The organism is Flavobacterium chungbukense (assembly GCF_020805785.1).
Lineage (GTDB): Bacteria > Bacteroidota > Bacteroidia > Flavobacteriales > Flavobacteriaceae > Flavobacterium > Flavobacterium chungbukense.
The window spans coordinates 1-21635 of the sequence record NZ_JAJGZV010000008.1 but is presented as its reverse complement, the minus strand read 5'-3'; the positions used below and the strand labels follow the sequence as shown (position 1 = coordinate 21635).

Genomic DNA, 21635 nt, shown 5'->3' with positions numbered 1-21635 from the left:
TGTTTAATCGTTTATTCGGTTAAACGATTAAACAAAATAAACGGTTAAACTTTATGTTGTCAATAATAGATAAATACATCTTAAAAAGATATCTCGGAACTTTTTCTGTGATGTTGCTTTTGTTTGCACCAATCGGAATCGTAATTGATGTTTCTGAAAAAGTGAATAAAATGCTGGAAAACAAGATTCCGTTTGGAGATATTGCGTTCTATTATTATAATTTTACAATCTATTTTATCAATTCGCTTTTTCCGATATTTTTGTTTTTATCGGTAATTTGGTTTACTTCAAAATTGGCTAATAATACTGAAATTATTGCAGTATTAAGTTCTGGAATTTCGTATACTCGATTCTTACGCCCTTATATAATTGGAGCGACAATTGTTTCTGTTTTTGTGCTATTAATGGGATTTTTTATCGTTCCTGCTGCTAGTGAAGGATATAATAATTTTCGATATACTTATTTGAAAGGAAACGGAAAGGAGCTCATGCGCGGTGAGAATACCAATGTTTACAGGCAAATTAATGATAATGATTTTATTTTTGTAAATAGTTTTAATGAGGAATCAAAAACGGCTTTTAATTTTTCATTAGAACATTTTGAGAAAGAAAAATTAACGTATAAAATTACTGCAAGCCGCATTAAATGGGATCCTAAGAAAAAAGTCTACGTTTTATACGATTACACAAAGAGAACTCTTGGTGAATTAAATGATGTAATTGAAAAAGTTCCTGAAAAAAACGTTGCCTTTAAATTTGAGCTTGCCGATTTGACTCCAGTAGTCTACATAGCCGAAACTTTGACTTTAGGCAAATTAATTGATTTTATTGAAAAAGAAAGAAAAAGAGGTTCGGGAAATATAAACACATATTTGGTTGTTCTTTACAAAAAATACAGTGTACCGGTTTCTGCATTTATTTTAACCATAATTGCTGTTGCCGTTTCTTCTATGAAACGCCGTGGCGGAATGGGAACGAACTTGGCAATTGGTATTGCAATTGCTTTCTCATTCGTGTTTTTCGATAAAATATTTGGTACACTTGCCGAAAAATCTACCTTTTCACCTTTATTAGCTGTTTGGTTTCCGAATATTGTTTTCGGAATTTTAGCAGTTTACTTATTACGTAATGCGAAACGATAATTTAAAAAGTTATTTAAATCTTCATTTAATTGTTTTTATCTGGGGTTTCACAGCCATTTTAGGCGCTTTAATTACTATTGACGCCGATAATCTGGTTTGGTTTAGAATGCTTCTTGCTTTAATTTTTCTGGGCGGATTCATTATTTATAAAAAACAATCTTTTCAGGTTCCTATAAAAGAACTTTTTAAATTGATTTTTGTTGGTTTGCTAATTGCTTTGCATTGGATTTTCTTTTTCAAAGCAATTCATGTCTCCAACGTTTCTATTACACTTTCCATATTTTCTTTAGGCGCTTTTTTTGCCTCGTTATTAGAACCTTTATTCTACGGACGTAAAGTATTATGGTATGAAGTCTTTTTCGGATTGGTCATTATTGCCGGTTTAGGCCTGATTCTACAAGTCGAAATTAAATACCTGACAGGTGTATATTATGCTTTGGCAGCGATAATTCTAGGAGTTTTGTTTACGCTAATGAATGGAAAATTGATTTCAGATCATGAGCCTTCTGTGATTACATTTTACGAGTTTGGTGCTGGTGTGGCATTTATTTCTGTTTATTTTTTATTTCAAGGAAAATTTACTCCAGAATTCTTCCAAATGTCATTAAACAACTGGATTTTATTATTGATTTTAGCCTCAGTTTGTACCGCATACGCGTTTACCGCTTCGGTAAAGGTAATGCAGCGATTGACTCCATATACAGTGATGTTAACCACTAATTTAGAGCCAGTTTACGGAATCGTTTTGGCGTATTTTATCTTAGGCGGAAAAGAGAAAATGAGTGTTGAATTTTATATAGGAGCAGTCATAATTATTATCACAGTTATTCTAAATGGTGTTTTTAAACATTATCAGAATAAGAAAGAAAACTTGTAATAGTTTCCTTATTTTTATTTTACATTATTCTATTTTAAGAACAAATAATTTATACCAATGATATAATATTTTTATATTTGCGGTTCGATTTACAAACAAAATTCAAAAATCCATGGAATATTTAGATTTTGAGCTTCCCATTAAAGAACTTGAAGAACAGTTAGAAAAGTGTGTTGTTATTGGGAAAGAATCTAATGTTGATGTAACGCCTACTTGTCAGGAAATCAACAAAAAATTAGAGCAAACGAAGAAAGATATCTATAAAAACCTTACGGCTTGGCAACGAGTTCAATTGTCAAGACATCCAAATAGACCTTACACTTTAGATTATATCAAAGCAATTTGTGGAGATACTTTTTTAGAACTTCATGGAGACAGAGGTTTTAAAGATGATAAAGCGATGGTTGGCGGTCTTGGTAAAATAAACGGTCAATCGTTTATGATTGTAGGTCAGCAAAAAGGTTTTAATACCAAAACACGTCAATACCGTAATTTTGGTATGGCTAATCCAGAAGGATATCGTAAAGCTTTGCGTTTGATGAAAATGGCAGAGAAATTTGGGATTCCAGTTTTAACTTTAGTAGACACTCCGGGTGCATATCCAGGTTTAGAAGCGGAAGAAAGAGGACAAGGTGAAGCAATTGCTAGAAATATTTTCGAAATGGTTCGTCTGCAAGTGCCAATTATCACTATCATTGTAGGTGAAGGTGCTTCGGGAGGAGCTTTAGGAATTGGTGTTGGAGACAAAGTTTATATGTTAGAAAATACTTGGTATTCTGTAATTTCTCCAGAATCTTGCTCTTCTATCTTATGGAAAAGCTGGGAATATAAAGAACGTGCAGCAGATGCTTTAAAATTGACTTCTTCTGACATGAAAAAACAAAAATTAGTTGATGATGTTATTCCTGAACCACTAGGTGGAGCGCACTATGACAGAGAAACTACTTTTAAAACAGTAGCAGAATACATCACTAAAGGATATAATGAATTGAAAGACTTATCAACAGCTGACTTAATTGCCCAGAGAATGGACAAATACAGTAATATGGGCGAGTATAAGGAGTAAATTCATAAAAAACAACTTACAATCCGAAGCCTTACCGTTTCGGATTTTTTTTTGGTTATGAACAAAAAAAATATATTTATAAACAATTATTAGTTATAACTCGATAGCATATTTTTTTTAAATTTTGCTACTTTCGCTTTATGGAAAATTTCAAAAACTTTAGTCCTGTAAAGGTCGACAAAACCACAATTATCAATTTAGAAAAAGGAAAATTGCCACCACAAGCTCTTGATTTGGAGGAAGCTGTGCTTGGTGCAATGATGATTGATAAAAAAGGGGTAGATGATGTAATTGATATTTTGCAACCCGATGCTTTTTACAAAGACGGACACAAACATATTTTTGAAGCGATTTTACAACTTTTTACCGAAACTCAGCCAATTGATATCTTAACAGTTTCGACTCAGTTAAAGAAAAACGGAAAGTTGGATTTAGCGGGAGGAGATTTTTATTTAATTCAGCTTACGCAGAAAATTGCTTCTTCGGCGCATATCGAATTTCACTCGCGTATCATTCTTCAAAAATTTATTCAAAGAAGTTTAATCCGCATTTCTTCAGAAATTATTGAAGCATCATATGATGATAGTGCAGACGTTTTTGATTTATTGGATCAGGCAGAATCTAAATTATACGAAGTTACACAAGGAAATATCAAGCGTAGCTCCGAAACGGCACAAAGTTTAGTTTTACAAGCTAAAAAGAAAATTGAAGAAATTTCTAAAAAAGAGGGATTAAGTGGTGTAGAAACTGGTTTTCATAATCTGGATAAGCTTACTTCTGGATGGCAGCCAAGTGATTTAATTATTATTGCGGCAAGACCGGCGATGGGAAAGACAGCATTTGTACTTTCTATGGCAAGAAATATTGCTATCCAATATGGGCATGGAGTAGCATTATTCTCTTTGGAGATGGCATCTGTTCAGTTAATTACAAGGCTTATTTCTTCTGAAACAGGATTGTCTTCAGAAAAATTGCGTACGGGTAAATTAGAGGCTCATGAATGGACAATGCTGAGTACTAAAGTAAAAGATTTAGAGAAAGCACCTTTATTTATTGATGATACACCTTCACTTTCTATTTTCGATTTAAGAGCAAAATGCCGTCGTTTAGCATCGCAACATGGTATTAAAATTATTATTATCGATTATTTGCAGTTAATGACTGCTGGAGGAAATGGTAAAGGTGGAGGAAATCGTGAGCAGGAAATCTCAACCATTTCCCGAAACTTAAAAGCTTTGGCAAAAGAACTTAACGTTCCGGTTATTGCACTTTCTCAGTTATCGCGTGCTGTAGAAACGCGTGGTTCTAGTAAACGTCCTTTACTATCGGATCTTCGTGAATCTGGAGCAATTGAGCAGGATGCCGATATCGTTTCGTTTTTATACCGACCAGAATATTACAAAATTGAAGAATGGGATGATGAAGAAGCTTCGCCAACTGCTGGTCAGGCCGAAATTATGATTGCAAAACACCGTAATGGTGGTATTGAAAATATTCGTTTGAAATTTTTGGGACACTTAGGAAAATTTGATAATCTTGACGAATTTTCGGGTAACTATGATGATTTGCCTTCAAAAATGAATCATGATGATAATCCGTTTATTACCAATAATCTGCCTTCCGCAAATGAAGCTTTTGGAAGCAATCTAAACGACGATGATGACGACAGTGATGTTCCATTCTAATAAAATTTAAAAGCCTTATTTTAGGGCTTTTTTTTTGCTCGAAAGTTAATTCTTTAATAAAAATGACTAGTTTAGCGTAACCAAATTTTGAACCAACGAATTTTTAAATTATTAACCAATAACAAATTAAATTATGAGTGAAAAATTAGATTTAGGAAGTGTTGAAATCCCGTTGTCAGAAGGTATTGTGTGGGCAGACAAATACCGTAAATCCATTCAGACTGAAGAAGGAAGAAAAAAACAAGTTGATGGTTATTTAATTCCTTTAGAATCTTTAAAGTTAGTTATGAATCAGGATATTCAGGCTGTTCGTGCTTACAAAGGAATCAATAAAGCTGGAGAACAAACTTTAATACTTGTTGGAGCAAAATGGGACGCTGAAAAACAAATCTATGTTGACGTATTCAAAGAAGAAAAAGGAGAAGGTGTTGAAGGTGGCGTACCATTGGTTTATGACGGTACTCGTCCAGTTCCACCTTATGGAGATCCAGAAAGTCCTTTAAATCCATAAGAATGTCTGATTTTTTGATATATTCAGGTTATTTAATTTTATTAATTAACCTGATTTTCTATTCATTTAGTTTTTTTAGAAAGAAAAATGTAAATGGTCTATTTGTATGTTATCTTGCATTTTCTGCTTTAATGCAATATTCAATGGAGATAATGTATCACCTGCACATGAGTAATTTATTTTTGTCGAATGTATTTATTATTGGTCAGCTAATCTTATTAGGATTGTTTTATAATTCGCTATTTGCATTAAAAAGCCAAAAAAGATTTGTCGGAATTAGTCTTATTGTTGCATTGCTTGTGTTGGCGGTACAATTTATGATGGATTGGAGCCAATTTTTACGTTTTAATCTGTTTGCAATTGCATTGACATCATTGCTTATTGTGGTTTATGCGCTAATTCATTTCTACAATATGCTAACCGAAAGTAAAAGCTATTATTACGCAAGTATCGGGGTGGTATTTTACTTGTTGGCAAGTACAGTGCTTTATTTTATTGGTAATTTAACTCATAATTTGAGTAACGAATTTAAATTTTTGAGTTGGGAGCTTAATGCTTTTTTAATTATCATTTATTATTTTTTCATTTTGTATGAATGGAAAAAGAGTTTCTCAAAATAAACCGAATACTTAGAATTATTTCACAAACATATGGATGTACATTCATTACCAGAAAAAGAAATTGTTGCAATTATTTTGTACACTTCACTTTTTTTAATGATTTTGTCGGTAGTCTTAATTGTGTTCTTTTATTTTTCTAGAAAGAAAATTATTCAGAAAGAATTAGAAAAGAAAGATTTAATATTACAATATCAGAAAGAACAATTGCATGCCATTATTTTTACACAAGAAGAAGAACGTAAAAGAATTGCACAAGATCTGCATGATGATATTAGTTCAAAGTTAAATATCGTTTCACTAAACAGTCATTTGCTTACTGCTCCAAATCTTACTGAATCAGAAACAGCAGAAATAACAGAGAACATAATCAATTTAACAACAAAAGCATTAGATAATTCTAGAAAAATAGCGCATAACTTGTTACCTCCAGTTTTTGAGAAATTTGGATTAAATGCTGGGATAGAAGAACTATGCGAAGAATTTGAAACCAGTAAATCGGTTAAGACGCATTATAAAAATGATATCGATTTTGATGATAAAGATATTGACAGGCATTTGCATGTTTTTAGAATTTTACAAGAATTGATGAACAATTCTCTTCGTCACGGAAAAGCAACAGAATTATGGATTTCATTCACTCAAAAAGATGGAGTAAATACTTGTAATTATGAGGACAATGGAGTTGGATTTGATAGTACAAATGCAGAAAATCAAAAAGGTCTTGGAATGAAAAATATTGACAGCCGTATATCGTTTTTGGAAGGTACTATTAAAATTACATCAGAAATTGATAATGGAATAGCGGTCAATTTTACCTTCTAATATCAATCAAACGATTTTTAACAAGTGTTTAGTCAATAAAATAAGCCAATCAAGTTTTTTGTATAGCATAATTTTGTAAATTCGGCAGACCAAAACAAACGATCAAAATCAAAATAAGATGAATCCCGCTATTAAAATTGCTCTAGTCGATGATGAAATTTTGTTTAGAAAAGGAATTTCTTTTTTATTGCAAAGAGAAGACAATATAGATGTTCTCTTTGAATCTTCGAATGGAGATGAACTTATTACTCAACTAGGTAATAACGAAATTAAACCCGATATAATTATTATGGATTTGAAGATGCCTGTTCTAAATGGTGTCGAGGCCACAAAAATTATCAGGAAATCGTTTCCGGAGATTAAGATTATTGCATTGACAAGCTATGATACGAAGTCTTTTGTAGCCAATATGATTCAGGTTGGTGCCGTTGCTTATTTAATAAAAAATACTACTCCAAAAGATTTGATTCTTACTATTAATGAAGTAGCTTCAAAAGGTTTTTATTACAATGAAAATGTTCTAAAAACAATTCAGGATACTATAGTTTCTCCTAAAAACTCGAGAGGTGGGTTAGAAACTAATTTTCTTTCACCTCGTGAAATAGAAATTCTTCAGTTAATCTGCCAGCAGAAAACCACTGCTGAAATTGCAGAACAGCTTTTTTTAAGTCCTAGAACTATTGAAGGGCACAGAAATAATCTTCTGCTTAAAACAGAATCGCGCAATATTGCGGGCTTAGTTGTCTATGCCATTCAAAACGAATTAGCAGATTTAACAATTTAAAGAATTTATGCTGTCAAAAACTGGATTGACAGTACATAATACACTATAATTGTTAATACTAAAACGCATAGACCTATTTTTTGAATTACATTCATACCCTTTTCTTGATTGTTATTATCATTAAACTTCATGGTGGTTTGTTTTTTACATTGATTAGTTTGATGACTTGGGATAGCAAATGTATATAGAATATTTAATGACACTATAGGTGTTTTTACCTGTTTTTTCAGGTATTGTAAATCAGGTATTTACCCCTGTTTTTAGATTTAACATTCTATAATAACAGAAAAGATTCTTGCAATTCTTTTTTTAAATTCTTCCTTTATATCTTTACTAAAATAATTTTCAGGATGAGTAAGAGTTTATTCTACATTTTTATACTTTTAATTACATTTAATCTTCGTGCATCATATATTTTGCTTCCGATGGACGAATCAACACAGCAAAATCATTTAAAAGCTTACGGCATAACATATTGGTGTTTAAGTCATGATTATAAAGCAAGCTGGCTTTTAAACTATCGCGGAGGTTCTTTTTTACTTCCAGATGTCGAAGAAATTAGAAAAGAATGTAAAATACGCGGTGTTAGTTTTGAAGTTATTTCAGATAGTGAACAAACCGAAATTCTAAATGAAATTTCGAGTCCTTCTCAAAATATGGAATCAGTAATTTTGGAAAAAGCTCCTAAAATTGCAGTCTATACGCCAAAAGGAAAACAGCCCTGGGACGATGCTGTAACTTTGGTTTTGACTTATGCTGAAATTCCATTTACTCCAATATACGATGAGGAAGTTTTAAGTGATCAATTGCTTATGTACGATTGGCTGCATTTGCATCATGAAGATTTTACAGGGCAATATGGAAAATTTTACGCGGCTTATAAAAACACACCTTGGTACATTGATCAAAAAAGAGATTCTGAAGCATTAGCCGCAAAATTAGGATATGCTAAAGTTTCTCAAGAAAAAGGTGCTGTAGCAAAAAAAATTAGAGATTTTGTAATTGGAGGAGGTTTTATGTTTGCAATGTGCTCTGCTACAGATAGCTTTGATATATCGCTTGCGGCAGATGGAGTTGATATTTGCGAGACAATGTTTGATGGAGATCCTAGCGAATCTAATTATCAGTCAAAACTAAATTTCAATAACTCATTTGCGTTTAAAAATTTTACCTTAGAAAGAAGGCCTGAAGTGTATGAGTTCTCAGATATCGATATGACGACTAAAAGACGTATCGCAATGGAGAAAGATTATTTTACATTAATGGAATTTTCTGCCAAATGGGATCCGATTCCGAGTATGCTTTGCCAGAACCATACGCAATTGGTCAAAGGCTTTATGGGGCAAACTACTTCATTTGATACTTCGCTGATAAAATCTAATGTCCTGATTATGGGAACCTGCGAATTAAATGGCGAGTCTCGTTATATTCATGGAGAAAAAGGAAAAGGGATGTTTACTTTTTTTGGAGGACATGATCCAGAAGATTTTCAGCATCAAGTTGGAGATCCGCCGACTGTTTTAGATTTACATCCTAATTCACCAGGTTATCGATTGATTTTGAATAACGTTTTATTTCCAGCAGCTAGAAAAAAGAAACTTAAAACATAATTAATTTAAAGTAAACTCAAACCAGATCGGAATATGATCTGAAACTTTTCGAGCTTCTTGAAGGGATTCAAAATCTTCATAAAATTTAATTACGCCGTAATTAAGTACTTTTAGAGTAGAGGTTTTGTAAAATATATTATCAAATTCAGATGCTAGACAAATATTGTTTTTACATTTTTGTTTTAAAGTAGTTTTTTGATTTTTTAAAACAGAGTCGTATCCCATTTTTTTTAGTGGATTAAAAACGGAATGTGTTTCAGGACAATTAAAATCTCCTAAGAAAACTAGATTTAAATTTGGATATGCTGCAGGCAGAAATTTAAAATATTTGATTTCGGTTTCTGGTTGTCTCTTTTTGGTAATAGCATGAAAATTGACCAGCGTAAAACTCTTTTTATTGATTTCAAACGTTGCAAAATAAGGTTCTCGATCAATTTCTAAATGGTATATTCTCTCCAGCCAAGGTTGGCTTTTTAGTTTAACTTTACTTGTTTTCCAAATAAAGGCGTAGCGTTCAGTCTTATAACTGCTGCTTGTGGTAGGGTCACTAATTTTATATTCCCATTTAAATCCCTTTTCATTTAATACTTGCGCAAGTTTAGCAACTGTTTGAGCACCTCCATTTCCAGCAACTACTTCCTGTATTGCAATTATATCATAAGCCGAAGCTTTTTTTGCAATATAATTTAAGGTAGATTCTGTTTTTGATTTGCCTAAGTTTTCCAAATTCCAAGACAGAATTTTGGTTTGTGCAAAAGATAAAAAAGTAATTAATAGAAAGAAAAGGCTGAGAACGTTTTTCATGCAAAAATTTAAATAAAATCAAATATAGGCATTTTTCGTTCCTGTAATTTCAGTCTTATAAAGATTAATTAGTGTTTTTTATATCTATTTTTTAAGGCAGTTCCAATTATAATAATTTGCAGAACTAGTAATGCCGGAATAAATATTATTTTCCAATCAATTTCGAGCCAGCCTGTTTTTTCTGAAATAAAAGCAAAACTGATAGATAAAAAAAGACAAAGAAACATTGTTTTCATAACGATTTTATTTTGAGTTGTGTTAATTTTTGACAAAAGCGTTGCCGTTTTATTTTTTGGTCTCATTTGTAGGTCAATAGATGTAACAAATTTAAATTCATTAAGTGGTATTTCCTTACGGGAAACCGTAAGGAAATAGTATTATACTAGCCCAAAATCTTTTGCAATTGCAATTAAATGGACATTATTATTAGCCTTAAAATATATTTTTAACTTATTGATTCTTTTTTCTATACTGCTTGTACCATTTGGGGTAATAGATAAATTTTTAAATTCTTTTGAAATGCTTTCTAAAATGTATCCTTGCGATAAAAGTTTTAAGATAGAGATATCATAAGATTCTATTTCTATTAAAGTTTTATCATTAAATGAAAAAGACAAATCTGAAGAAAGTATTTTTTCCTCATTATTGAATGTCGATTCAATAGCATTTTTTAATTCCGTAATACTATTTCTTCCTTTAGAAACATAAGCATTAATACCCAAATCATTAAAAAGAGATTTAATGCGGTAACTTTTGTCTTCGATAGAAAAAACAATTTTTTTTAGGTTGGGTTGCACTTTATTGGCAGCCTCAATAAGGTCATCTCCGCAGGTAAGATTTGCTTTTCTATGATCTAATTTAAATGATAAATCAGTAATTAATAGATCGTAAGGTTCATTCTCGAGTACTGCTTTTTTTATTTTAAGCAAACCTTCGTCACAGTATTTTACATGGTGTATTACTGGAACTTTTAGGTCTTCTAGTACTTGTACCACTGCAATACTTATACTGTCTAAATCTTCTGCAACTAAAACTTTCTTAAACATATTGTCGTTTTATAATGGGAATGTGAAACTTATTTTAAAACCACTTTCTTGATTTGATTCAAAATTAAGAGTTCCTTTTATTGTTTTAATACGGTTTTCCACATTTTGTAGTCTTTTTTTTAAATTGACAGACTCTTCCTTGATTTCTGTACTGTTATCGATGTAGGTTATTTGAATGTTTTTTTTATCTTTTTTAAAACTAATACTCACTAAAGAGGCATTATTGTTCTTTTGAACATTTTCAAATAATTCCTGGAAAATTCTAAAGACCGTAATTTTTTTAATTCGATCAATTGAAGACCATGAAAAGCTATTAATGCCATTTATGATTATGCTCAAATTACTATTAGCATATTCAGAAATCATTTCTTTAAAGCCGTCAACATAGTTTTGATTGGTTAGTATGGTACTATTTTCTTTAGAAATCTTTCGTGTTTTGGCGTAAATATGATCTAAACTATTTAGTATTTCTTCTTTATTGCCCGCTGTTTCAATGTCAGAATTCTGAACTTTACTAAACAATTTAAAAACTTCATTGGTTAATTCCGTATGAAGTTTTTGAGAAATACGCAGTTCACTCTTAAAGGCAATGTGGTCTTTTTCTCTTTTTCCTTTTATAGTGATGTGAAAAACTAAAAAAACTAAGCTAAAAACACTTATGAATATGATAACATATAAAATGTAACTTCTATTTTTCTGCCTTTCTAATTGTAGCTCATTTTGAGTTTTCTGAGTTTTGAGCTGTAAATTCTCATCTATATCTTTTTTAAAATTGTATTTTATATTGGCAAATTGATTTTTTTCTGTCAATCTTGATTTATTCATGCTATCGGTAAATTTGATATAAAGATTGGTGTATTTCTTTAAATCACTTCCGTTGCTTGTTCGTACCAAGCATACCAAAGCATATTTTTTTTCGCTGTAAGTATTTGTTTCACAAGCTATTTTATAAGCAGTTTCAGCATTTTTTTTTGCTAAACGAGGATTTTTGTCCAGATAATAATCAGAGAGATTGCAATAACTATCTGGCAGATTTTGTCGATCATTGGTTTTAAGCCTGATCTTTAGGGCTTGATTAAAATAATCTATAGCTCTTGGATCTTGCAATTGAAAATACGAAATGCCTATATTGCTTATCATTATTCCATAATCAATCAATTCATAACCTTCTAAAGTGTTAGCTTTTTTCTTTTCTGCATAATAGCCGCTAGTGGTGATTTTATTGTAAATTTTTATAGCTTTTTTGTGCTCTCCTGTATGCATGTAAACCAATGCTATATTGGCCAAAGCATTTGCTTCTCTTCTTGGGCTAGCATTTAAATCGTATGCTTTTTTTGCATAAATAAGTGCATTTTCATAATCTTTTGTTGCTAAATAATTGTCTGAAAAAATTTTATAAGTTTCCCATGCAAACCTTGGTTTTTTTAGGTGTTTAAGATGAGGAAGAATCTTCGTTGCTGTGATTTCACTTTTTAAATAATTACCTTCAAATTGCTGTATGAGCGCAATAGAAACTAATGCATCTACATAATCAATTCTGTTTTTTTCTGGATCAGAAAGTTGTAATATGATTTGATAGTTTTTATAAGCTTTTGCATATTCATTTCTGTCAAAATCTTCATCAGCAATAGCAGTTAGTCTTTTTATTTCTGCGGTATTGTCGATTTTAGATACAATTTTTTCCCTTTTCTTTTCACAAGAAGTGATAAGAAGGAAAGTAAAAATTATAAATAAAATTTTAATAACTCGAGAAATTTTCATTTTGATTTAAAGCAATTTTGAAATTTATATTGGTAGTTTTATAATTACTTTAAAACCATGATCTAAAGATAAAATATCAACTTGTCCTTTTACAGATTTGATTCGGTCTTCTACATTTTGTAATCCCTTTTTAAAAATGATTTTGTTAGTTCTTATTCCTTCGCCATTATCTGTATAAGTTAGATTTAAAGTTTTATTCTGCGATTTAAGAGCCACACTAATAAGATTCGCATTACTATGATTTTTCATGTTCTGAAATAGTTCTTGCAAAATTCTATAAAGAACTATCTTTGTATTTTTGTCGATTGTATTCCATAGAATCGAATCAAATCCATTCAATAAAATGTTTATGTTTTCAGTTTTATATTCAGAAATCATATCTTTCAAGCCAAAAACATATCTTTCGTTTGTCAAGATTGGGCTGTTTTCTTTAGATATATTTCTAGTCTTGGTATAAATATCATTTAAACTAGAAAGCAGTTTTTCCTTATTATCTAAATGATCCAAGTCATTATTTTGCGCGAAAAGAAAAGTTTGATACACTTTTTTGGAAAGCTCATCTTGTAATTTGCCTGAAATTCGCATTTCACTTTTTAAAACAATATCGTTTTTTTCTCTTTTTCCTTTTGTAGTTATGTAAAAAGCTAAATACATTAAGCTGACAATACTTGCAGAAATTACAATATAGGAGATGAAACTTCTGTTTTTTTGTCTTTGAAGTTGCACTTCATTTTCAGCTTTTCGTGATTTAAGTTCTAAATTTTCTTCTTTATCTTTTTGCGAATCATATATTTTAGTCGCAAATTGGTTTTTTGCCTTTTTCTTACTTATAATTAAGCTGTCGGTATGTTTGATGTACAGATCTATATATTTTTTTAGGTTTTTGCCTTCTTCTGCTTCTATTAATTCTCCTAAAGCATTTAATTCGTATGACTTTGCTTTGGTCGCAGCAAAATATCCTTTCTGCGCATAAAATTTTTTGAGTGTAGGATTGTTGTATTTTTTGTAGTACAAATAAAGTGAATGATAATTACCAACAACGTAAGATTCATCATTCGCCTTCAGATTTATATTTAAGCTTTTATTGAGATTATCTAAAGCTTTTTTGGGGTTATCAGTTCGCAGGTAGCAAAGTCCTAAATTATATAATACAAAAGCATGTTGATACTCAGTATTTAAAGAATCGGTTTTGTCTTCCGCTTTTTTCTTCGCCAGCTCTTCTAACAGATTTATTGCCTCTGAATATTTTTTTTGTTGCAGATAAATAAACGCTATGTCGCATTTTATTTGTGCTTTTCTAAATTGAGAAATAGCAGTTTTTAATGCCTTTTGATGATATATTAACGAATTGTCATAATCGTACATTCCATAATAATTATCGGCTATTAATTTGTAAATCATCTGCGAAAATCGAGGCCTTGAAGTGTACTTTAAATACGGAAGTGCTTTCGAAGCAATACTTTCACTTGTGTAAAAGTCTTCGATTCTATTATAAATACTTCCTTTCTGTCTTAAAATATAAACGTATTGATTGGCATAATCTTTTTTAGGAACACAAAGCGAAAGTGCTTTATTAAAACAAAAAACGGCACTATCGTCCTGAAAAGAACTGCTTAATTGTTCGCCTTTTTTTACCCATTGATATATTTCAGCTGTATTTTCTGTTTTTTTAGAATAGACCTGTTTTTTCTTTTCGCAAGAAGCGATAAGAAAAAGTAAAGTCATTAAAAAGAACAAAATTTTGGTTAAAGGAGAAATTTTCATTTGGGATTTTGAAAAGTAATTCTGTGATTATATAGGAAGTTTGATAAATACTTTAAATCCTTCATTTGGACTTGAAGTAATATCTAGTGATCCTTTTATTTTATGAATTCGATGTTCTACATTATAAAGCCCATTTTTGAATATAATTTTTTCGGTATTAATACCTTTTCCATTGTCAGTATAATTAATTAAAATGTTTTTTTCGGTTTGTTTAAAGCTAATGCCTACCAATGAAGCTTCACTGTATTTTCGCATATTTACAAGAAGTTCCTGTAAAACTCTGTAAATCGTAATTTTTTTATGTTTGTTGACTTTGTCCCATGAAATGCTGTCAAGTCCATTTAGAATTAAATTAATATTTAAAGTGCTGAAGCCAGAAATCATCTCTTTTAAAGATGAAATATAGTTCTGATCAGTTATAATGGTGCAGCTTTCTTTCGAAATATCTCGCGTTCTAGAATAAATAGCATCTAAATTATTTAATAGTTGTTCTTTGTTTTCTGCTACTGATAAGTTCTTATTTTCGACGAAAGCCATTGTATGGTAAATGTCGTTTGCTAATTCGTCATGTAATTTTTTAGAAATTCGAGTTTCGCTATTGTATGCAGCTTCAATTTTCTCGCGGTTTGCTTTAGAAGTCAGATAATAATATAAAATTAAAATTAAGCATAGACTAATAACAATGATGATGTATGAAATAATATTTCTGTTTTTTTGTCTTTCAAGTTTTAATTCATTCTCTGCTTTATAAGTTTTTAATCTAAGATTTTCTTCTTTTTCTTTTTTAGAGTCATACTTTATTCTGGCAAATAGATTTTTAGCTTTTTGAGTAATTTCAGATGTGCTATCAATTAATTTGATATAAATATCGGAGTTCGTTTTAAGTTCAGTACTAGAACTATTTTTAATTATCATTTTTAAAGCTGATAATCGTCCTTCAATATGATTTATTTTGCTGAATTCCTTGTAGCTCAAAATCATATATTTCTTTGCGAGAGATGGATTTTTAAATTCATATAATTCTGAAAGATGGATATAGCTTTTTCCTATACCAAAAGGAGTTTGGAGCTTTTTTCTAACTTCTAAACCTCTTTGCATGTAATCTAAAGCAATTTCATAGTTGTTCATATGTAGATAACACATTCCAATGTTGTCTAATAAAGCACCATAAAATTCTTGATTTTTAGTAACTTCTTCTTTACTTTCTAAAGGCAACAGAAGATCAAGAGCTTCATTATATTTTTTACTCTGAATTAATGTAACTGCAATGTTATTTTTTGAGACTAATTTTTCCCATGGTTTTACATTCAAATTCAATGCTTTTTTATGGTATAAAAGGGCATTTTTATAATCAAATGTATTTAAGTAATTATGTCCTAATGTTGTATATACATTCCAGATATGAAGTTGGTTTTTGACCAAGTTGGTGTAGGGCAGTGCTTTGCTAATGGTAGTCTCACTTCCGGTATAATCTCCATGCGTTTCTTGGATAATTGCCATTCGGTTTAGAGAACTTATATAATCTTCAGCATTTCTTGAAGGTGAACTTATGGTTGTAGCTTCGTTGTAATAATAAAAAGCACTATCAAATTTATTTTTATCAAATAAAGTATCTGCAATAGCTATTAACCTGTCAATTTCAGCTTTGTTGTTAGTCTTTATTTCTGAAATATTTTTTTTCTTCTGACAAGAGAAAAGTATTAAAAATGCGACTAGTAGGTAAAAGGAAAAAGGTATTCTTTTTGGTATCATGCGCCAAAAATAAATATTTCTAGAAATCTCAAAAGAGTATAAATACGGTATTTTTAATTATTTTTAAAACAGGATTTTTTTGATTCTCATTTAGAGATAAATACAAAAAGCCCTTTGTAAACGAGGGCTTTAGAGTATTTTTAAGTTGTAAATTTATCCTTATAAAATTATACAGCTCTCAATCCAGTTGTAATTGCAAGTCTGTTCCAAGAGTTAATCGTAATGATGGCAAGAATAATTTCAGCGAGGTATTTGTCATCAAATAATTGTGCTGCATTTTGGTAAACTTCATCAGAAACGTGATTGCCAATTAAAGTTACTTGCTCTGTTAGGGCTAAGATTGCTTTTTCATCTTCAGTGTAAACATCTGCTTCACGCCACGCACTTGTTAGGTAAATTCTTTGTTCAGAAATACCATGTTTTCTCGCATCTGAAGTATGCATATTGATACAAAATGCACAACCATTAATTTGAGAAGCACGGATTTTGATTAATTCTTTATGAACTGGAGTTAATGAAGTTGAGGAAATATACTTTTCTAAACTTAATAATGCATTATAAGCCTCTGGGGCAACATTCGGGATAATAATTCTTGATTTCATTTTTATATGTTTTAAAAGTTCATTACAAAGGTCAGTAATCAATACTTTTAAAAACTTGAACTACTTCAAGAAATACAAATTAGACTTTTCCAGCTCTTATTTTGCTCATAAATTCTGCAGAAAAATCCAAATAGGAGGCAAGCATATATTGCGGAACACGTTGTACAAAATCAGGTTGCTGATTTTTGAAATGATTATATCGCTCTTCAGCTGACATGGTAAACAAAAATTTAATTCTCATCTGAGCAGCGCCGAATGCCTTTTGAGCGACAATTCTAAAGTATTTTTCAAGACTTGGAATTTTAATTAGGATGGATTCTAAGACTGTTTTTTCCAGTGCAATTACCTCAGTTGTTTCGACTGCTTGAATATAGAAATGAGAAGTTGTATGGTTGTGGTAACTTAAATAATCTGTTATCCACCAATTTTCTACACCAAATTGAAGTGTTTGCTCTGTTCCTCTAGAATTAATAATATATTGGCGCATACAGCCTTTTACAATAAAATACATTGTATTGCAGATTTGACCTTCTTCTAAAACATGGTCTTTCTTCTTAATTTGTGAAGTAGTTAAACTTGATTCCAATAAAGCAATTTCTGAAGGTTCAAGATTAATAAACTTTTGAATGTGTTTTATTACGGCGTCTTGCATGGGTTTGTTTACTTTTTGTAAATGTAGTTCTTTTTGATGTTATGGTTATTTTGATATTTAATAAAAACAAAAAACCATCCGTGTTAACGGATGGTTTTTCTATATAAGTAAGTAATCTTAAATTGAGTTTATAAAACGTTTATTTTACTTTATTAAGAATAGCTTTGAAAGCTTCTGGGTGGTTCATAGCTAAATCTGCAAGAACTTTACGGTTCAATTCGATTCCGTTAGCTTTAACTTTCCCCATGAATTGAGAATAAGACATTCCCTCTAATCTAGCTCCAGCGTTAATACGTTGAATCCATAAAGAACGGAAATTTCTTTTGTTTTGTTTTCTATCGCGGTAAGCGTAGCACATTGCTTTCTCTACTGCATTCTTAGCAACTGTCCAAACGTTTTTACGTCTTCCAAAGAAACCTTTGGCTTGCTTCATTATTTTTTTTCTTCTTGCTCTTTTAGCAACTGAATTTACCGATCTTGGCATAATTTTAATGTGTTTTTGTAGCAGGCGTCCTGAATTAAATCAAAGGAACTTAAAGCCATACTCCAAGGTTATATAAATAATTTTTTAACCTAAAGAAAATCTTTAGTCTAATGTCGAAGGTCAAATGTCGAAAGAAAAATTACTTTTGACTTTAAGACTTTCTAACTTTAGGCTTATTAGATAATTCTTAATTGTTGTTTGATGCTTTTCATATCTGTTTGGTGAACTAGCGCTGAGTGTGTCAAAGCTAATTTACGTTTTTTAGATTTTTTAGTCAAGATGTGACTTTTAAAAGCATGCTTTCTTTTAATCTTTCCAGAGCCAGTAACTTTAAAACGTTTCTTAGCGCTAGATTTTGTTTTCATTTTAGGCATTTTTCCTAGTGTTTTAATTTATTCTTACTTACTTATTTTTTCTAAGCTTTAGGCTTTAGGCTTTAAGCTTTAGGCAAATTTTTAATGTTTTGCATAAAGCTTAAAGCTTACTGCTTATAGCAAATAATTATTTTTTTTTCTTCGGAGCAATGAACATAATCATTCTCTTCCCTTCTAAAACAGGCATAGCTTCAACTTTACCGTGTTCTTCTAAATCTTGAGCAAGACGCAACAATAAAATTTGACCTTGATCTTTATAAATAATAGAACGACCTTTAAAGAATACGAAAGCTTTTAATTTAGCTCCTTCTTTTAAGAATTTTTCGGCGTTCTTTCTTTTAAATTCGTAATCGTGCTCGTCAGTCTGAGGACCAAATCGAATTTCTTTTACAACAACCTGAGAAGATTTAGCCTTTAAAGCTTTGTCTCTTTTCTTTTGTTCGTAAACAAATTTCTTGTAATCCATGATTTTACAAACTGGCGGCTCAGCATTTGGTGAAATTTCAACCAAATCCAATTCAAATTGATCTGCCAATCGTAAAGCATCAGCAAGCTTAAAAACACCTGGTTCGATGTTTTCACCTACTAATCTTACTTCTTGTACGCCACGAATAAGGTTATTTATTCTGTGTGCATCTTTTTTTTCTACTCGAGGTTGAAAACCTCTGTTGCTTCTTATTGCTATGACTTTCTAATTTAAGTTAAACTGTAAATACTTTTAATGTCTTTTTTATTTCTTCGTCTACAATCGAAGCAAATTCTTCGATAGAAACGGTAATATTACCTTTTCCTTCTTGTCCGTGACGACGAATAGAAATTGTGCCATTTTTCTCTTCTTCCTCACCTACAATCAGCATAAATGGAATTTTCTGCATTTCTGCATCTCTAATTTTCTTGCCGATTGTTTCGTTTCGATTGTCAATTAGGGCGCGAATTTCGTGATTTTCTAGCAAATCTAAAACTTTTTTAGCATAATTTTCGTATTTCTCGCTCAAAGACAAGATTATAGCCTGTTCTGGCATTAGCCAAAGTGGGAAATTTCCTGCTGTATGTTCAAGTAAAATTGCTATAAAACGTTCCATAGATCCAAAAGGAGCTCTGTGAATCATTACAGGTCGATGTAATTCATTATCAGCACCTTTGTAAGTCAAATCAAAACGCTCAGGCAAATTGTAATCTACCTGAATTGTTCCTAACTGCCACTGTCTTCCTAATGCATCTTTTACCATGAAATCAAGTTTCGGACCATAAAATGCGGCTTCACCATATTCAACAACAGTATTAAGGCCTTTGTCTTTAGCTGCGTTGATGATAGCATTCTCTGCTTTTTCCCAGTTTTCGTCTGTACCAATATATTTTTCTCTATTTTCCTGATCTCTCAGAGAAATTTGAGCTGTAAAGTTTTCGAAACCTAATGAACAAAATACATATAGTACAAGATCAATTACTTTTTTAAACTCTTCGTCTAATTGTTCTGGAGTACAGAAAATATGTGCGTCATCCTGAGTAAATCCTCTAACACGAGTTAAACCGTGTAATTCGCCAGATTGTTCATATCTATATACAGTACCAAATTCAGCATAACGCTTTGGTAAATCTTTATACGACCAAGGACGAACATTGTAAATCTCACAGTGGTGAGGGCAGTTCATTGGTTTTAATAAAAACTCTTCACCTTCCGCAGGAGTATGAATTGGCTGAAAACTATCAGCACCGTATTTAGCGTAATGTCCAGAAGTTACGTAAAGTTCTTTTTGCCCAATATGTGGACTCACAACTTGTTCGTAACCAGCTTTCTTTTGAGCTCTCTTTAAAAATTGTTCTAAACGCTCTCTAAGCGCAGCGCCTTTTGGTAACCATAAAGGTAAACCTTGACCTACTTTTTGAGAGAAAGCAAACAATTCTAGTTCCTTTCCTAATTTACGGTGATCACGACGTTTTGCTTCTTCAAGAAGTTCAAGATATTCAGTTAAATCTTTTTGTTTAGGGAAAGAAGTTCCGTAAACGCGAGTCAACTGTTTGTTTTTTTCATCGCCTCTCCAGTAAGCACCAGCTACACTCATGATTTTTACTGCTTTGATGATTCCAGTATTCGGAATATGTCCACCACGGCATAAATCAGTAAAAGTAGCATGATCACAAAAAGTAATTGTTCCGTCTTCAAGATTAGAAATCAATTCAGTTTTGTAAACGTTGTCTTTATACATTTCTAAAGCTTCTGTTTTAGTTACGGGACGCATTTTAAAATCGTATTTTCCTCTTGAAATTTCAAGGATGCGCTCTTCAATCTTTTTAAAATCAGCCTCAGAAATTTTCTGATCTTCAAAATCAACATCATAATAGAAACCGTTAGCAATTGCAGGTCCAAGAGTTAATTTAATTCCAGGGTACAATTCTTCAAGAGCTTGTGCCATTACGTGCGAAGTCGAATGCCAGAAAGCTTTCTTGCCTTCAGCATCATTCCAAGTATATAATATAAGATTACCATCGGTCGTCAATGGAGTTTCGGTTTCAATAGTTGTACCATTAAAAGATGCAGAAATAACATTTCTTGCAAAACCTTCGCTAATGTTTTTAGCGACCTCCATTGGAGTTACGCCCGAAGCGAACTCTCTAATTGACCCATCGGGTAAAGTAATCTTGATCATTGTTTATAATTTTGTGAATGCAAATATACATGATTACAAAAATACATACAATATATATGTAGAAGTTTACTCTATTATATATAAGAGTAGTTTCCGTATTATTATAATAGGTGTGATTTTCATTGTTTAGCCTGGCAGGTTTGTACATATATATAGTGAAAACATTCTATAGCGATATAAGTATGAGCATTTCGGTTATGAGGCTAATCGAAGTTGAGGCCCTTTTTGTGATGCATGTGGAATTTGAAATTTCATTATTGCAATTGTAAGGAGCTGTTTCCCGCTATCCGCTGCACACGAGCAATAGCGAACTGACGAGGTAATCTTTTTGCGGCGAACCCCGCCTTAAAAAGGATTTCCGCTTCCATCGGGGCTATGGCGTCTGTTTTCAGAAGATGAATCTGTGCAGAAAACAGCCATTAAGAATAAAAATTCCTCAAAAACTGCATCAGGAAAGTACCGAAAAATAAGGAAAAAGCACTTCAATGATGAAAAATCTTACACATGCATAAAAAAAGTGGTTCTGTAAATAATCTGTTATCAGTGAGTTAGGAAAAAGTTTTAAAAAATATGGAAATTATAGAAAGAAAACGCTTGCAGATGTAAATAAAGGTGGTACTTTTGCACCCGC

Annotated in this window: 21 protein-coding genes; 9 read left to right on the top strand and 12 right to left on the bottom strand. The window is 31.4% G+C overall.

All coding sequences use genetic code 11. The features are described from left to right. The first annotated feature begins 53 nt into the window (after positions 1-53). The 9 genes from LL966_RS18775 (at position 54) to LL966_RS18735 (ending at position 9117) form a co-directional block, all read left to right on the top strand. Positions 54-1142, top strand: a complete 1089-nt coding sequence (locus LL966_RS18775) for an LptF/LptG family permease (protein WP_229355347.1) — start codon at positions 54-56, stop codon at positions 1140-1142. Continuing rightward, a complete protein-coding gene (locus tag LL966_RS18770; protein ID WP_229355346.1) occupies positions 1129-2019 on the top strand; it encodes a DMT family transporter in 891 nt (296 codons plus the stop codon). The genes LL966_RS18775 and LL966_RS18770 overlap by 14 nt, the downstream gene beginning before the upstream one ends. A 112-nt stretch (positions 2020-2131) precedes the next feature. Further along, entirely contained in the window at positions 2132-3085 is a 954-nt protein-coding gene (locus LL966_RS18765; RefSeq protein ID WP_229355344.1) for an acetyl-CoA carboxylase carboxyltransferase subunit alpha, read from the top strand. A 140-nt stretch (positions 3086-3225) separates the two neighbouring features. Further along, on the top strand, positions 3226-4770 hold the full coding sequence (gene dnaB, locus LL966_RS18760; RefSeq protein WP_229355343.1) for a replicative DNA helicase: 1545 nt from the start codon (positions 3226-3228) through the stop codon (positions 4768-4770). 133 nt (positions 4771-4903) lie between these two features. Beyond that, entirely contained in the window at positions 4904-5281 is a 378-nt protein-coding gene (locus LL966_RS18755) for a hypothetical protein (RefSeq protein ID WP_229355342.1), read from the top strand. A 143-nt stretch (positions 5282-5424) separates the two neighbouring features. Next, entirely contained in the window at positions 5425-5901 is a 477-nt protein-coding gene (locus LL966_RS18750) for a hypothetical protein (RefSeq protein ID WP_229355341.1), read from the top strand. Positions 5902-5931: 30 nt separating this feature from the next. After that, the gene (locus tag LL966_RS18745) at positions 5932-6723 is read left to right on the top strand and encodes a sensor histidine kinase (RefSeq protein WP_229355340.1); all 792 of its coding nucleotides are present in this window, start codon (positions 5932-5934) and stop codon (positions 6721-6723) included. Between the two features lie 118 nt (positions 6724-6841). Next, the gene (locus LL966_RS18740; RefSeq protein ID WP_229355339.1) at positions 6842-7507 is read left to right on the top strand and encodes a response regulator transcription factor; all 666 of its coding nucleotides are present in this window, start codon (positions 6842-6844) and stop codon (positions 7505-7507) included. Positions 7508-7857: 350 nt separating this feature from the next. Continuing rightward, entirely contained in the window at positions 7858-9117 is a 1260-nt protein-coding gene (locus LL966_RS18735; RefSeq protein ID WP_229355338.1) for an asparagine synthetase B, read from the top strand. Here the strand turns inward: LL966_RS18735 and LL966_RS18730 are convergent, their stop codons facing one another. The 12 genes from LL966_RS18730 to thrS form a co-directional block, all read right to left on the bottom strand. Further along, positions 9118-9921, bottom strand: a complete 804-nt coding sequence (locus tag LL966_RS18730; protein ID WP_229355336.1) for an endonuclease/exonuclease/phosphatase family protein — start codon at positions 9919-9921, stop codon at positions 9118-9120. Between the two features lie 68 nt (positions 9922-9989). Next, entirely contained in the window at positions 9990-10157 is a 168-nt protein-coding gene (locus LL966_RS18725) for a hypothetical protein (RefSeq protein WP_229355335.1), read from the bottom strand. A 141-nt stretch (positions 10158-10298) separates the two neighbouring features. Next, on the bottom strand, positions 10299-10967 hold the full coding sequence (locus LL966_RS18720; RefSeq protein WP_229355334.1) for a response regulator: 669 nt from the start codon (positions 10965-10967) through the stop codon (positions 10299-10301). Positions 10968-10976: 9 nt separating this feature from the next. After that, positions 10977-12728 carry a tetratricopeptide repeat-containing sensor histidine kinase gene (locus LL966_RS18715; RefSeq protein ID WP_229355333.1) on the bottom strand — a complete coding sequence of 584 codons (1752 nt, stop codon included), beginning with the start codon at positions 12726-12728 and terminating at the stop codon, positions 10977-10979. Positions 12729-12752: 24 nt separating this feature from the next. Further along, positions 12753-14453: a tetratricopeptide repeat-containing sensor histidine kinase gene (locus LL966_RS18710; RefSeq protein WP_229355332.1), complete on the bottom strand. Its 1701-nt coding sequence runs from the start codon at positions 14451-14453 to the stop codon at positions 12753-12755. A 66-nt stretch (positions 14454-14519) separates the two neighbouring features. Then, complete coding sequence (locus LL966_RS18705) at positions 14520-16244, bottom strand: tetratricopeptide repeat-containing sensor histidine kinase (protein ID WP_229355331.1); 1725 nt, start codon at positions 16242-16244, stop codon at positions 14520-14522. Between the two features lie 167 nt (positions 16245-16411). Next, positions 16412-16846, bottom strand: coding sequence for a carboxymuconolactone decarboxylase family protein (locus LL966_RS18700; RefSeq protein ID WP_229355329.1), 435 nt, complete (start codon positions 16844-16846; stop codon positions 16412-16414). A 79-nt stretch (positions 16847-16925) separates the two neighbouring features. Further along, on the bottom strand, positions 16926-17498 hold the full coding sequence (locus LL966_RS18695; RefSeq protein WP_229355327.1) for a Crp/Fnr family transcriptional regulator: 573 nt from the start codon (positions 17496-17498) through the stop codon (positions 16926-16928). Positions 17499-17637: 139 nt separating this feature from the next. Further along, positions 17638-17982, bottom strand: a complete 345-nt coding sequence (gene rplT, locus LL966_RS18690) for a 50S ribosomal protein L20 (protein WP_035649542.1) — start codon at positions 17980-17982, stop codon at positions 17638-17640. A 176-nt stretch (positions 17983-18158) separates the two neighbouring features. After that, a complete protein-coding gene (rpmI, locus tag LL966_RS18685; protein ID WP_026727505.1) occupies positions 18159-18356 on the bottom strand; it encodes a 50S ribosomal protein L35 in 198 nt (65 codons plus the stop codon). A 127-nt stretch (positions 18357-18483) separates the two neighbouring features. Continuing rightward, positions 18484-19035 carry a translation initiation factor IF-3 gene (infC, locus tag LL966_RS18680; RefSeq protein WP_317207159.1) on the bottom strand — a complete coding sequence of 184 codons (552 nt, stop codon included), beginning with the start codon at positions 19033-19035 and terminating at the stop codon, positions 18484-18486. Between the two features lie 22 nt (positions 19036-19057). Further along, positions 19058-21004: a threonine--tRNA ligase gene (thrS, locus tag LL966_RS18675; RefSeq protein WP_229355325.1), complete on the bottom strand. Its 1947-nt coding sequence runs from the start codon at positions 21002-21004 to the stop codon at positions 19058-19060. Between the last annotated feature and the right edge of the window lie 631 nt (positions 21005-21635).